The organism is Gordonia sp. (in: high G+C Gram-positive bacteria), assembly GCF_047606305.1.
Classification (GTDB): domain Bacteria; phylum Actinomycetota; class Actinomycetes; order Mycobacteriales; family Mycobacteriaceae; genus Gordonia.
The window spans coordinates 19,321-31,607 of sequence record NZ_JASGER010000105.1 but is presented as its reverse complement, the minus strand read 5'-3'; the positions used below and the strand labels follow the sequence as shown (position 1 = coordinate 31,607).

Genomic DNA, 12,287 nt, shown 5'->3' with positions numbered 1-12,287 from the left:
GACGCCGATGATCCGCTCCGCCCTCGCCCTCGCCGCCACGGCTGCGGGAATCACCCTGCTCGCCGGCCCGGCCCACGCGGCCCCGCCGGTGAGTGCCACCGCCGCCGCCGAGGGACTCGTCGACGTGCGCACCGCGGTGCCCGACGCGATCATCGACATGCGCTACGCGACGCCGGACAACTTCACCCACGTCCGGCTCTACCCGGCGAACGCGCGGTGCCTCGTGCACAACTCCATGGCCCCGGGCCTGCGCAAGGCCGGCGGCCAGCTGCGCGGCAAGGGGCTGCGGCTGGTGTTCTGGGACTGCTATCGGCCGCACTCGGCGCAGGTGAAGATGTGGGAGAAGGTGCCGAACCCTGCGTGGGTCGCGCGGCCCGGCAACCAGGCCACCAGTCACGAGGCGGCACGCTCGGTGGACGTCACCCTCGCCCAGCGCGACGGCCGCCGGCTCGACATGGGCACCGGCTTCGACGACTTCACCCCGGCCTCGCAGGCCAACGCGCCCGGCATCAGCATGGTCGCCCAGCAAAACCGCGCCATGCTGCGCCGGGCCATGGAGTCCGGCGGCCTCTCCCAGTACGAGGGGGAGTGGTGGCACTACGACGGCCCGGGATCCAAAACGCCGCGCCCACACCTGAGGGCAGCGGTCAACTAGTCCCGTCGACAGGGTAGAGGCGCACCTGCAGGCCTCCGACCAGGCCGAGGGGGTTGCGGTAGCCCGCGCGCGGACCCGGCCCGGTCCGCGCACCCCAGTGCAGGCACGCCGCCGTCGGACACCCCTCGTGACCGACCCGAACCGTGCCGACGGCGTCGCCGCGACGCACGGTCTGCCCGGCCCTCACCGAGGCCTCGACGGGCTCGTAGGTCGTCCACAGCGTCGACGAATGGCGGATGGACACGACCGGCTTGCCGGCCACTTTGCCCGCGAACGTGACCGTGCCGTCGCCCGCGGCCAGGACCAGCTGACCCTCGACCGCGGCGAGGTCGACACCGCGGTGGCCGGCCAACCACCGTTTGGCCGGCGGGTCGTAGGCGGTGACGACGCGCGGGCGCGGCTGCAGCGGCCAGCCGTACCGCGGGGCGGCCACCGCCGGCGGTGGGGCGGCGACCGACACGGCGATCAGTGTCGCGGCGAGGCGTCGGGATCCGGTCATACCGACTAGGACGCACGCGCGTGCCCGACGGTTCCCCGGCCGGCCGCCGAGAAACCGATTTGGTGGCCGCGACCTGCACAGTTAGACTGGTCGACGCACTTGTTCCGCGTTCGCGCGGAAGACGTGACTTCGCATGCTCGCAACCGAACTTCGCTGGTCGGCGCGGCACGGGCAGTCCCGAGGACTCGGGTCCGTCGTCGTGGCGAGCATCAGGATCTCCCGCCAATCCCGGTCGGGCGATGACAACTGCAACAGAACAAGGAGTCTCGACGATGGCTGTCGTGACCATGAAGCAGCTGCTGGACAGCGGCGCACATTTCGGGCATCAGACCCGCCGGTGGAACCCGAAGATGAAGCGATTCATCTTCACCGACCGCAACGGCATTTACATCATCGATCTGCAGCAGACGCTGACCTACATCGATCGCGCGTACGAGTTCGTCAAGGAGACGGTCGCCCACGGTGGCACCGTGCTCTTCGTCGGCACCAAGAAGCAGGCGCAGGAATCGATCGCCGAAGAGGCGACCCGCGTGGGCATGCCCTACGTGAACCAGCGCTGGCTCGGCGGCATGCTCACCAACTTCTCGACCGTCCACAAGCGCCTGCAGCGCCTGAAGGAGCTCGAGACCATGGAGCAGACCGGTGGCTTCGAGGGTCGCACCAAGAAGGAAATCTTGATGCTGACCCGCGAGAAGAACAAGCTCGAGCGCACGCTCGGCGGTATCCGCGACATGGCCAAGGTTCCGTCGGCCATCTGGGTCGTCGACACCAACAAGGAGCACATCGCCGTCGGTGAGGCCCGCAAGCTGAACATCCCGGTCATCGCGATCCTGGACACCAACTGCGACCCCGACCTCGTCGACTACCCGATCCCGGGCAACGACGACGCCATCCGCAGCGCGGCCCTGCTGACCCGCGTGGTCGCCTCGGCCGTCGCCGAGGGCGTCCAGGCGCGTGCCGGCCAGAGCGCCGGTGACGACAAGCCGGAGGCCGGCGCGGGCGAGCCGCTCGCCGAGTGGGAGCAGGAGCTGCTCAACGAGGCCAAGGCCGACGCGGGTGACGCCAAGGCGGAGGCCAAGGCCACCGAGGCTCCGGCCACCGAGGCCCCGGCCGCCGAGGCTTCGGCTGCCGAGTAATCCGGCACTCAAACCAACCAGCCAATCCACAAAGGAGGCTCGCCACACATGGCGAACTACACCGCAGCCGACGTCAAGCGGCTTCGTGAGGTAACCGGCTCGGGCATGCTCGACTGCAAGAACGCCCTGGCCAACAACGACGGCGACTTCGACAAGGCCGTCGAGGAACTGCGCATCAAGGGCGCCAAGGACGTGGGCAAGCGCGCCGAGCGCTCCACCGCCGAGGGCCTGGTCGCCGCGCGCGACGGTGCGATGATCGAGCTCAACTCCGAGACCGACTTCGTCGCCAAGAACGACGAGTTCCAGGCGCTCGCCGACCAGATCCTCGGCGCCGCCGCCCAGGCCAAGACCAGCGACGTCGAGGAGCTCAAGGCCGCCAAGCTGGGCGACGGCACCGTCGCCGACGCGATTGCGGCCCTCTCGGCCAAGATCGGCGAGAAGCTCGAGCTGCGTCGCGTCGTCTTCTACGACGGCCCGGTCGCGACCTACCTGCACAAGCGTGCGTCGGACCTGCCCCCGGGCGTCGGCGTCCTCGTGTCCTACGACGGTGACGGCGACGCCGCCGCCGAGGCCGCGCGCAACGCCGCCCAGCAGGTCGCCGCACTCAAGGCGAGCTACGCGTCGGAAGCGGACGTCCCCGAGGACGTCAAGGCCAACGAGCGTCGCATCGCCGAGGAGACCGCCAAGGAGGAGGGCAAGCCCGAGGCCGCCCTCCCGAAGATCGTCGAGGGTCGTCTGAAGGGCTTCCTCAAGGACGCGGTTCTGGTGAACCAGCCGTTCGTGAAGGACTCGAAGAAGACCGTCGGTGCCGTCCTGGACGAGGCCGGCGCCTCGGTGAAGGCCTTCACCCGCTTCGAGGTGGGGCAGTCCTAGGCGGACCCGTCAGCTGAACCAGGGCCCCGTTTCCCGTCCGGACAGGTCGGGGGCGGGGCCCCTTGGTGTTCGGCCTAAGATGAGACGAGTGCGCGCGGCCCGCCGGCCCGCGCGGGGGAGAGCGAGCGAGGAGTCACATGGCGGCGTCGGGAGACAGCTCGGGAGACAGCACTGCTCGGCACGGGTACAAGCGGGTCCTGCTGAAGCTCGGCGGCGAGATGTTCGGCGGGGGTGAGGTCGGCCTCGACCCCGACGTGGTGGCCGCAGTTGCCGACCAGATCGCCGAGGTCGTGCGCGACGGGGCGCAGATCGCCGTCGTCATCGGCGGCGGGAACTTCTTCCGCGGCGCCGAGCTGCAGCAGCGCGGCCTGGACCGCGCCCGTTCGGACTACATGGGCATGCTCGGCACCGTGATGAACTGCCTGGCACTGCAGGACTTCCTGGAGAAGCGCGGCGTCACGACGCGCGTGCAGACCGCCATCACCATGGGCCAGGTCGCCGAGCCCTACCTGCCGCTGCGCGCCGTCCGCCACCTGGAGAAGGGGCGGGTGGTGATCTTCGGCGCCGGCATGGGCATGCCGTATTTCTCCACCGACACGACCGCGGCCCAGCGTGCGCTGGAGATCAAGGCGGAGGTCGTGCTGATGGCCAAGGCCGTCGACGGTGTCTACACCGCCGACCCGCGCGAGGACCCCGACGCGACGATGTTCACCGAGATCACCCACCGCGAGGTGCTCGAAAAGGGGCTCAAGGTGGCCGATGCGACGGCCTTCAGCCTGTGTATGGACAACAAGATGCCCATGTTGGTGTTCAATCTGTTGACCGAGGGCAACATCGCGCGCGCCATCGCCGGCGAGCGCATCGGCACCCTCGTCACGACCTAGGAGAACGTAGATACCGATGATTGACGATGCGCTGCTCGACGCCGAGGAGAAGATGGAGAAGGCCGTCGCCCGGGCGAAGGACGACATGGGCTCGATCCGCACCGGCCGGGCCAACCCGTCGATGTTCAACCGGGTCGTCATCGACTACTACGGGTCGCCGACACCGGTCACCCAGGTCGCCAGCATCACCACGCCCGAGGCCCGCCTCGTGGTGATCAAGCCCTATGAGACGTCGTCGCTCGGCGACATCGAGACCGCGATCCGCAACTCGGACCTGGGCGTGAACCCGACCAATGACGGCAACCTCATCCGCGTGTCCGTACCGCAGCTCACCGAGGACCGCCGCAAGGAGCTCGTCAAGCAGGCCAAGGCCAAGGGTGAGGATGCCAAGGTGGCGATCCGCAACGTGCGGCGCAAGGCGGCCGAAGAGCTCAAGCGCATCCAGAAGGACGGCGAGGCCGGCGAGGACGAGGTCAGCCGGGCCGAGAAGGACCTCGACAAGACCACCGCGACCTATGTCGCCCAGGTCGACGAACTGGTCAAGCACAAGGAAGGCGAACTGCTCGAAGTCTGAGCGGGCCCGCACATGACCTCACAACCGACCGCGTCGGCCCCCGACGCCAACAAGTCGAAGGCCGGACGCAACCTGCCCGCCGCCATCGGAGTGGCGGCGGCGCTGGCCGCTCTGATCATCGCGGTACTGCTGTTCGCGCCGAAGTGGTGGTACCTGGTGGTCGGCGTGGCCGTGGTGGTGGCGTCGTGGGAGGTCATCAAGCGGCTGCGCGAGGGCGGCTTCGCCGTTCCGGTCGTTCCGCTGCTCGTGGGCACCGCGGCCATCATCGCCTCCTCGTGGGAGTGGGGCACCTCCGGCGTGCTCGTGGCACTGGTCGCCACGGTCCTGGTCACCATGGTGTGGCGCCTGCTGAGCCAGGGGCTCAACGCCGCACCGGTCAACTTCCTGCCCGACCTCGCCGCGTCCGTGCTGGTCCTCCTGTGGATCCCGGTACTCGCGTCCTTCGGTGCCGCGATGGTGCTGCAGGACCACGGTTCGCAGCGCGTCTTCACCCTGATGATCGTCGTGGCCTGCTCCGACATCGGGGGCTACGCCGCCGGTGTCCTGTTCGGCAAGCACCCGATGGTGCCCGCGATCAGTCCGAAGAAGTCGTGGGAGGGCTTGGCCGGATCGCTGACCCTCGGGATCATCGGCGGCATCTGCTGCGTGGTCTTCCTGCTCGACAACCGCTGGTGGATCGGCGCGATCCTCGGCGCCGTCCTGGTCGTCTGCGCGACGCTCGGCGACCTCGTCGAGTCGCAGATCAAGCGCGACCTGGAGATCAAGGACATGGGCAGCCTGCTGCCCGGCCACGGCGGCATCATGGACCGCCTGGACTCCCTGCTCCCGTCGGCCTTCATCGTCTGGGCGGTCCTGACCGCTCTCCTCTGACGGACGCCGTCACGGGGTCACGACGGCCCGCTCGGGCCCGGTGTACGCCCATGCCCGGTCCACCTGGGACAGCGGGAAGGCGCGGTAGGGGACCGTCAGCGTGCCGTCGGCGATCGCGCCGATGAACTCGCCGATCGCGGGGAAGAGGTCACTCGGATCCACGCTGCCCAGGCCGCTGCCGCTGAGGGTGTAGCGGCGGCTGCGCAACAGGGCGCCGGGCACGGAGGCGTCGGCGCCGGCCATCGTGCCGACCTCCACGTGGGCGACCTCGGCGCCCTCGGCCAACGGTGCGAGTGCGACGAATGTCCGCTCGGCCACCGGACCCCACAGGTAGTCGATGACCGTCGTCGGCGGCCGCCCGTCGAAGGCGGCGCGAATCGCTGCCGAGTCCTCGTCGGTGCCGGTGAGCGCGACCGTCGTGACCCGGTCGCCGTGGGTGGCGGCCAGCTCGGCGAGGACGTCGGTGTTGCGACCGACGGCGACGACCGCGTCGGCGCCCATGGCGAGGGCGCCGGCGACGGCGAGTCGACCGGCCATGCCGGTCGCACCGAGCACCAGGACGGCGCCGAGACCGCCGACGTCGGCCAGTCGGGCGCGCTGTTTGCCCAACGGCACCCACGAGGACAGGCCCGGGTTGCACCCGGCGGCGACGGCCAGCGGGTCGGTGCCGTCGGGGACGGGGAGGGCAAATCCGGCGACCGACGCGATTCGCTCGGCCATGGTCCCGCGGCGGGCCGAGGGGGTGGCGGTGTAGACCAATCCGCCCGATGGCGTGCGGACGACGGCGTCGATGCCGGGCACCAACGGCCAGGCGCCATCGGAGCTGTAGTGGCGGCCCGACGCGCGCGACCGCACGACGTTGTGGATACCGGCGCCGACGAGCTCGACGAGCTGCTGGCCGGGCCCGGCGACCGGGTCCTCGACGTCGCCGTACACCGGTGGTTGATCCGGGCCGGAGATGATCGCTGCCTTCATGTTGCCTCCTATATTTAACACTGTTAAGGATGGTGACCAGCATCCTCTAACGGTGTTAAAGTGTCAAGGTGCCCGACAAGCTGACGCGCGAGACAATCGTCGCCACCGCCTTCGACCTGCTCGACGACGAGGGGATCGACGGCCTGACCGTGCGGGCGCTGGCGGCGCGGTTGGGCGTCAAGGCCCCCGCCCTCTACTGGCACGTGCCCTCCAAACAGGCGCTGCTCGACGAAATGGGTACCGAGGTCTCCCGGCGCATCGCCGAGCGGGCGCTCGCCGGTCCCTTCGACGCGTCTTTCGCCGCGGCCCTGCGCCGCTACGCGACCGTCGCGCGCGAGGAGTACCTGGCCCACCGCGACGGTGCCCGCACCTTCTCCGGCACCCGGCTCGTCGACCCGTCGGTCCTGCGGCGCCAGGAGGCGGCACTGGCCCACTGGACCGGTGAAGGAGTGCCGCTGCGGCAGATCGTCGACTCCTTCGAGGCGCTCGCGGCCTTCGTCGTCGGATTCGTCATCGAAGAGCAGGAGCGTGCCGACGCGGCGCGCTATTCGCTCGCCGACCGGGACCGGGCGGTCGGCGACGACCACCCGCTCACCGTTCAAGCCGGCCATCTGACGTATCGCCCGGCCGCCGAGCGGTTCGCCGCCCACCTGGACGTGATCGTGCCCGCACTGGCCCGGGTGCCCGACTGACGGAATGGGGTTTGCGGCCCCCGGCGTGGGAGAATGGCAGCCATGACCTCCTTGCCCCTGGTGTTCGACGCACCCAAGCGTGGCAAGCCGCCCACCCATTTCGCCGACCTGTCGACCGAACAGGCCGTCGCGGCGGTCGAGAAGCTCGGCCTGCCGAAGTTCCGGGCCAAGCAGCTGGCGAACCACTACTACGCGCGACTGTCGGCAGACGTGGCGGAGATGACCGATCTGCCCGCGGGCATCCGCGCGGACGTCGGCGACCAGCTCTTCCCGACGCTGATGACGCCGGTGCGGGCGATCGACACCGACGACCACACGACGCGCAAGACCCTGTGGCGGCTGCACGACGGCACGCTGCTGGAGAGTGTCCTGATGCGGTATTCGGACCGCAACACGCTGTGCATCTCCTCGCAGGCCGGCTGCGGCATGGCCTGCCCGTTCTGCGCCACCGGCCAGGGCGGACTGGACCGCAACCTGTCGACCGCGGAGATCGTCGACCAGGTCCGATCGGCGGCCCGCACCCTGCGCGACGGAGAGTTCGGCGAACCCGGTCGGCTCTCGAACGTCGTGTTCATGGGGATGGGGGAGCCGCTGGCGAACTACAAGCGCGTCGTCGACGCCGTCCGCAAGATCACCTCACCGGCCCCCGACGGCCTGGGCATCTCCGCCCGACACGTCACGGTCTCCACGGTCGGCCTCGCCCCGTCGATCCGCCGACTGGCCGACGAGGGGATGTCGGTGACGCTGGCCGTCTCGCTGCACACCCCCGACGACGAGCTGCGCGACACGCTGGTCCCCGTGAACAACCGGTGGTCGGTCGCCGAGGTGCTGGAGGCGGCGCGCTACTACGCCGACACGACCGGTCGACGGGTCTCCATCGAATATGCGCTGATCCGCGACGTCAACGACCAGCCGTGGCGCGCGGACATGCTCGGCCAGAAGCTGCACGACGCGCTGGGTTCACTGGTCCACGTGAACCTGATCCCGCTCAACCCGACGCCGGGCTCGGAATGGGACGCCAGTCCCAAGCCGGTGGAGCGGGAGTTCGTCGCGCGGGTGCGCGCGCAGGGGGTGTCCTGCACGGTGCGCGACACGCGCGGGCAGGAGATCGCGGCGGCCTGTGGCCAGTTGGCGGCCGAAGACCGCTGAGGACGGGGCGCTAAGCGGCTTTGCTGCGCGCGGGATTGACCATCGTGCGGATCAGCAGGAACGCCAGGCCGAGGGCGATGCCGACCAGGAACACGTCCTCGACGTGACCCTCGTGGTTGCCGATCGTCATCGCCAGCAGACCGATGACGGCGAACCAGCCGCCGGCGATGCCGGTCTTGCGGCCGAAGTCGTGCCAGCCGAAGCGGGCCGACGGCGAGGCGAGGGGCTCGCGGACCCAACCGGTGTCAACGCTGGTGTGTTCGACGTCGGTGCTAGCCACGGGACGGCTCCTTCTGGCGGGAACGGGTATCGGCAGTCATCATAACCGCCGCACGGCGGCCCGCGGGGATGGGGGAGAATGTCGGACGTGACCACACGCGTACTGCTCCTGGGCTCGACCGGGTCGATCGGCTCCCAGGCGTTGGAGGTGATCGCCGAGCACCCCGACCGCTTCAGCGTCGTCGGACTCGGCGCCGGGGGCGGCAATCCTGCGACGTTGATCACGCAGGCGCGGCAATTCGGGATCCCCGCCTCGGCGGTCGCGGTCGCCGACCCGGAGGGTGCGCGGGAGGTCTCCGAGGCCCTCGGCGGCCCGGTGCTGGCCGGACCGGACGCGATGGTCGACCTCATCGAGGCGGTACCGGCCGACGTCGTGCTCAACGCCGTGGTGGGTGCGCTCGGCCTGGCCCCGAGCCTGGCCGCGCTGGCCTCCGGGGCCCGACTGGCGCTGGCCAACAAGGAATCGCTCGTCGCCGGCGGCTCGCTGGTCATGGACGCGGCGGCGCCCGGGCAGATCGTGCCGGTCGACTCCGAGCACTCCGCGATCGCGCAGTGTCTGCGCGGCGGGACCGCCGCAGAGGTGGACCGACTCGTGCTGACGGCTTCCGGCGGGCCGTTCCGCGGGTGGTCCGCCGAGCAGTTGCGCGATGTCACCCCGGAGCAGGCCGGCAAGCATCCGACCTGGTCAATGGGGCCGATGATCACCCTCAATTCGGCGACGCTGGTCAACAAGGCGCTCGAGGTCATCGAGGCGCACCTGCTCTTCGACGTCCCCTACGACCGCATCGACGTCACCGTGCATCCCCAGTCGATCGTGCACTCGATGGTCACCTTCGTCGACGGGGCGACCATCGCCAAGGCCTCGCCGCCCTCGATGAAGCTGCCGATCGCGCTGGCGCTGGGCTGGCCCGACCGGATCCCCGGATCGTCGACCGCGTGCGACTTCTCGACGGCCTCCCAATGGACGTTCGAGCCGGTCGACGACGAGGTGTTCCCGGCCATCGCGGTCGCCCGGGAGGCGGGCACGGCCGGGGGCAGCCTGACCGCCGTCTACAACGCCGCCAACGAGATCGCCGCCCAGGCCTTCCTCGACGGGCGGATCGGCTTCGACCGCATCGTCCCGATCATCGCCGAGGTGCTCGCCGGCGCCGACGAATGGCGCGCCCGGCCGGGTACTGTGGAAGAGGTATTCGCCGCTGATCGGTGGGCCCGCGCCCGGGCCGCCGAGATGGTGAGAGCAACGGAGTTGAACCAGTGAGTTTTGCCCTCGGGGTCGCGGCATTCGTGATCGCATTGGTGCTGTCGGTGGCCTGGCACGAATGCGGTCACATGTGGGCCGCGCAGGCCCTCGGGATGAAGGTGCGCCGGTACTTCATCGGCTTCGGCCCGACGCTGTGGTCGACCAGGCGCGGGGAGACCGAGTACGGCTTCAAGGCGATCCCCGCCGGAGGCTTCTGCGACATCGCCGGCATGACGCCCTACGACGAGCTCGAGCCCGACGAGGAGTCTCGGGCGATGTACAAGCAGAAGCCCTGGAAGCGGCTCGTGGTGATGATCGCCGGGCCGGTGCAGAACTTCATCCTCGGTTTCCTGCTGATCGTCGTCCTCGCCGTCGGGTGGGGACTGCCCGACCTCAACCCCAAGCCGACGCCCGCCGTCGTCGCGTCGACCTTCTGCGTGGCCCCGCAGCTGAACGAGAAGGGCGAGAACGTCGGCGCCTGTGCCGGTGGCGGCCCGGCCGCCGAGGCCGGTCTGCGCGCCGGTGACCGGATCGTGTCGGCGAACGGAACGCCGGTGTCGACCGCCTCGGATCTGAGCCCGATCCTGGGCAAGGCCACCGGGCCGGTCGCACTGGGCGTCGAGCGCGGCGGCGCGCACCTGACGATCACCGTGACGCCGACCCCGGTCACCGTCACCGGTCCCGGTCCGAACGGCACGACCACCACCGCGCACCGCAACATGGTCGGCCTCAAGTACCCCACGCCGCCCGGGCCGGTGAAGTACAACGTGCTGTCGGCGATCCCCGCGTCGTTCGCCTTCGCCGGGGACATGTTCTCGGCCACCTGGGACGCGCTGCTGTCGCTGCCGACGAAGATCTCCGCGCTGTGGACGGCGGTCACCGGCGGCGAGCGTTCGCCGGACACCCCGATCAGCATGTGGGGCGCCTCGGTGATCGGCGGCGACGCCGTCGAACACGGGGTGTGGGAGCTGTTCCTGCTGCTGTTGATCAGCATCAACTTCTTCCTGGGCATGTTCAACCTGGTGCCGCTGCTGCCGCTCGACGGCGGGCACATGGCGGTCGTCGTCTACGAGAAGGCGCGCGACACCCTCCGTCGCTGGCGGGGCAAGGCCGCCGGTGGCCCGGTCGACTACATGAAGCTCATGCCGGTGACCTACGCGGTCGTCGCGGTGATGGCGGTCTTCATGGTGCTCACCCTGACCGCCGACATCATCAACCCGATCAAGATCTTCTAGAAGGATCGCCATGACCAGCCCCACGCAATCCACCGGGTCCGGACCGCTGTCGGTCGGACTCGGCATGCCCGGCGGCCCGGCGCCGACCCTCGCGCCGCGTCGCAAGACCCGTCAGATCACCGTCGGCACCGTCGGCGTCGGCAGCGACAGCCCCATCTCGGTGCAGTCGATGACGACCACCAAGACCCACGACGTCAACGCCACGCTGCAGCAGATCGCGCAGCTGACCGCATCGGGCTGCGACATCGTCCGGGTCGCCTGCCCGCGCCAGGAGGACGCCGACGCGCTGCCGGAGATCGCGCGCAAGGCGAACATCCCGGTGATCGCCGACATCCACTTCCAGCCCAAGTACATCTTCGCCGCCATCGACGCCGGCTGCGCCGCGGTGCGCGTCAACCCGGGCAACATCAAGGAGTTCGACGGCCGCGTCAAGGAGGTCGCGCAGGCGGCGGGTGCCGCGGGCATCCCGATCCGCATCGGCGTCAACGCCGGTTCGCTGGACAAGCGGATGATGGAGAAATACGGCAAGGCCACGCCGGAGGCACTCGTCGAGTCGGCGCTGTGGGAGGCCTCCCTGTTCGAGGAGCACGGCTTCGGCGACATCAAGATCTCCGTCAAGCACAACGACCCGGTCGTGATGGTCGAGGCCTATCGGCAGCTCGCCGCTCAGTGCGACTACCCGCTGCACCTGGGCGTCACCGAGGCCGGTCCGGCCTTTCAGGGAACCATCAAGTCCGCCGTCGCCTTCGGCGCGCTGCTGTCCGAGGGCATCGGCGACACCATCCGGGTCTCGCTGTCGGCCCCGCCGGTCGAGGAGATCAAGGTCGGGGACGCGATCCTCCAGTCGCTGAACCTGCGGCCGCGCAAGCTCGAGATCGTCTCCTGCCCGTCGTGCGGGCGCGCCCAGGTCGACGTGTACAAGCTGGCCGAAGAGGTGACCGCGGGTCTGGAGGGGATGGAGATCCCGCTGCGCGTGGCCGTCATGGGCTGCGTCGTCAACGGCCCGGGGGAGGCGCGCGAGGCCGATCTGGGCGTCGCCTCCGGCAACGGCAAGGGACAGATCTTCGTCAAGGGCGAGGTCATCAAGACGGTGCCCGAGTCGCAGATCGTCGAGACCTTAATCGACGAAGCGCTGCGGATCGCCGAGGAGTCGGGGGACACTGGAAGCGGTACGCCCGTCGTCACCGTGAGTTGACGGGCGCTTCCCGCTCGGAAAGGGAGTCCGG

At 69.8% G+C, this 12,287-nt stretch carries 14 protein-coding genes; 11 read left to right on the top strand and 3 right to left on the bottom strand.

The window, feature by feature from the left end:
- The first annotated feature begins 7 nt into the window (after nucleotides 1–7).
- Entirely contained in the window at nucleotides 8–655 is a 648-nt protein-coding gene (locus tag QM634_RS14285; RefSeq protein WP_415043467.1) for a M15 family metallopeptidase, read from the top strand.
- Here the strand turns inward: QM634_RS14285 and QM634_RS14280 are convergent.
- The gene (locus QM634_RS14280) at nucleotides 648–1,154 is read right to left on the bottom strand and encodes a M23 family metallopeptidase (RefSeq protein ID WP_415043443.1); all 507 of its coding nucleotides are present in this window, start codon (nucleotides 1,152–1,154) and stop codon (nucleotides 648–650) included. The genes QM634_RS14285 and QM634_RS14280 overlap by 8 nt on opposite strands.
- 272 nt (nucleotides 1,155–1,426) lie before the next feature.
- Here QM634_RS14280 and rpsB point away from each other — a divergent pair, with 272 nt between their 5' ends.
- The 5 genes from rpsB (at nucleotide 1,427) to QM634_RS14255 (ending at nucleotide 5,491) form a co-directional block, all read left to right on the top strand.
- Nucleotides 1,427–2,290, top strand: a complete 864-nt coding sequence (rpsB, locus tag QM634_RS14275) for a 30S ribosomal protein S2 (protein ID WP_415043442.1) — start codon at nucleotides 1,427–1,429, stop codon at nucleotides 2,288–2,290.
- Between the two features lie 48 nt (nucleotides 2,291–2,338).
- On the top strand, nucleotides 2,339–3,163 hold the full coding sequence (gene tsf / locus QM634_RS14270; protein WP_415043441.1) for a translation elongation factor Ts: 825 nt from the start codon (nucleotides 2,339–2,341) through the stop codon (nucleotides 3,161–3,163).
- 137 nt (nucleotides 3,164–3,300) lie between these two features.
- Complete coding sequence (gene pyrH, locus QM634_RS14265) at nucleotides 3,301–4,047, top strand: UMP kinase (RefSeq protein WP_415043440.1); 747 nt, start codon at nucleotides 3,301–3,303, stop codon at nucleotides 4,045–4,047.
- A gap of 16 nt (nucleotides 4,048–4,063) precedes the next feature.
- Entirely contained in the window at nucleotides 4,064–4,621 is a 558-nt protein-coding gene (gene frr / locus QM634_RS14260) for a ribosome recycling factor (RefSeq protein ID WP_415043439.1), read from the top strand.
- 12 nt (nucleotides 4,622–4,633) lie between these two features.
- The gene (locus tag QM634_RS14255) at nucleotides 4,634–5,491 is read left to right on the top strand and encodes a phosphatidate cytidylyltransferase (RefSeq protein ID WP_415043438.1); all 858 of its coding nucleotides are present in this window, start codon (nucleotides 4,634–4,636) and stop codon (nucleotides 5,489–5,491) included.
- A 9-nt stretch (nucleotides 5,492–5,500) separates the two neighbouring features.
- On the opposite strand, the gene QM634_RS14250 is transcribed toward QM634_RS14255, so the two are convergent.
- Nucleotides 5,501–6,466 (bottom strand): zinc-binding alcohol dehydrogenase family protein, encoded by a 966-nt coding sequence (locus tag QM634_RS14250; protein ID WP_415043437.1) that lies wholly within the window; start codon nucleotides 6,464–6,466, stop codon nucleotides 5,501–5,503.
- Between the two features lie 68 nt (nucleotides 6,467–6,534).
- Between QM634_RS14250 and QM634_RS14245 the strand changes: the two genes are divergently transcribed.
- Nucleotides 6,535–7,158 carry a TetR/AcrR family transcriptional regulator C-terminal domain-containing protein gene (locus QM634_RS14245; RefSeq protein ID WP_415043436.1) on the top strand — a complete coding sequence of 208 codons (624 nt, stop codon included), beginning with the start codon at nucleotides 6,535–6,537 and terminating at the stop codon, nucleotides 7,156–7,158.
- Between the two features lie 42 nt (nucleotides 7,159–7,200).
- Nucleotides 7,201–8,307 (top strand): 23S rRNA (adenine(2503)-C(2))-methyltransferase RlmN, encoded by a 1,107-nt coding sequence (rlmN, locus tag QM634_RS14240; RefSeq protein ID WP_415043435.1) that lies wholly within the window; start codon nucleotides 7,201–7,203, stop codon nucleotides 8,305–8,307.
- Nucleotides 8,308–8,317: 10 nt separating this feature from the next.
- Here the strand turns inward: rlmN and QM634_RS14235 are convergent, their stop codons facing one another.
- Nucleotides 8,318–8,587 (bottom strand): DUF2631 domain-containing protein, encoded by a 270-nt coding sequence (locus tag QM634_RS14235; RefSeq protein ID WP_415043434.1) that lies wholly within the window; start codon nucleotides 8,585–8,587, stop codon nucleotides 8,318–8,320.
- 78 nt (nucleotides 8,588–8,665) lie between these two features.
- Here QM634_RS14235 and dxr point away from each other — a divergent pair, with 78 nt between their 5' ends.
- The 3 genes from dxr to ispG are packed head-to-tail and all read left to right on the top strand — an operon-like array spanning nucleotide 8,666 to nucleotide 12,256.
- The gene (gene dxr / locus QM634_RS14230; protein WP_415043433.1) at nucleotides 8,666–9,844 is read left to right on the top strand and encodes a 1-deoxy-D-xylulose-5-phosphate reductoisomerase; all 1,179 of its coding nucleotides are present in this window, start codon (nucleotides 8,666–8,668) and stop codon (nucleotides 9,842–9,844) included.
- On the top strand, nucleotides 9,841–11,061 hold the full coding sequence (locus QM634_RS14225) for a M50 family metallopeptidase (protein ID WP_415043432.1): 1,221 nt from the start codon (nucleotides 9,841–9,843) through the stop codon (nucleotides 11,059–11,061). The genes dxr and QM634_RS14225 overlap by 4 nt, the downstream gene beginning before the upstream one ends.
- A 10-nt stretch (nucleotides 11,062–11,071) precedes the next feature.
- The gene (gene ispG, locus QM634_RS14220) at nucleotides 11,072–12,256 is read left to right on the top strand and encodes a flavodoxin-dependent (E)-4-hydroxy-3-methylbut-2-enyl-diphosphate synthase (RefSeq protein WP_415043431.1); all 1,185 of its coding nucleotides are present in this window, start codon (nucleotides 11,072–11,074) and stop codon (nucleotides 12,254–12,256) included.
- Nucleotides 12,257–12,287: the final 31 nt, after the last annotated feature.

What these genes read in the sequence shown, in the direction of transcription:
- QM634_RS14285 (WP_415043467.1), top strand. Translation starts at nt 8, where the DNA reads ATGATCCGCTCCGCCCTCGCCCTCGCCGCCACGGCTGCGGGAATCACC.
- QM634_RS14280 (WP_415043443.1), bottom strand. Translation starts at nt 1,154, where the DNA reads ATGACCGGATCCCGACGCCTCGCCGCGACACTGATCGCCGTGTCGGTC.
- rpsB (WP_415043442.1), top strand. Translation starts at nt 1,427, where the DNA reads ATGGCTGTCGTGACCATGAAGCAGCTGCTGGACAGCGGCGCACATTTC.
- tsf (WP_415043441.1), top strand. Translation starts at nt 2,339, where the DNA reads ATGGCGAACTACACCGCAGCCGACGTCAAGCGGCTTCGTGAGGTAACC.
- pyrH (WP_415043440.1), top strand. Translation starts at nt 3,301, where the DNA reads ATGGCGGCGTCGGGAGACAGCTCGGGAGACAGCACTGCTCGGCACGGG.
- frr (WP_415043439.1), top strand. Translation starts at nt 4,064, where the DNA reads ATGATTGACGATGCGCTGCTCGACGCCGAGGAGAAGATGGAGAAGGCC.
- QM634_RS14255 (WP_415043438.1), top strand. Translation starts at nt 4,634, where the DNA reads ATGACCTCACAACCGACCGCGTCGGCCCCCGACGCCAACAAGTCGAAG.
- QM634_RS14250 (WP_415043437.1), bottom strand. Translation starts at nt 6,466, where the DNA reads ATGAAGGCAGCGATCATCTCCGGCCCGGATCAACCACCGGTGTACGGC.
- rlmN (WP_415043435.1), top strand. Translation starts at nt 7,201, where the DNA reads ATGACCTCCTTGCCCCTGGTGTTCGACGCACCCAAGCGTGGCAAGCCG.
- dxr (WP_415043433.1), top strand. Translation starts at nt 8,666, where the DNA reads ATGTCGGACGTGACCACACGCGTACTGCTCCTGGGCTCGACCGGGTCG.
- ispG (WP_415043431.1), top strand. Translation starts at nt 11,072, where the DNA reads ATGACCAGCCCCACGCAATCCACCGGGTCCGGACCGCTGTCGGTCGGA.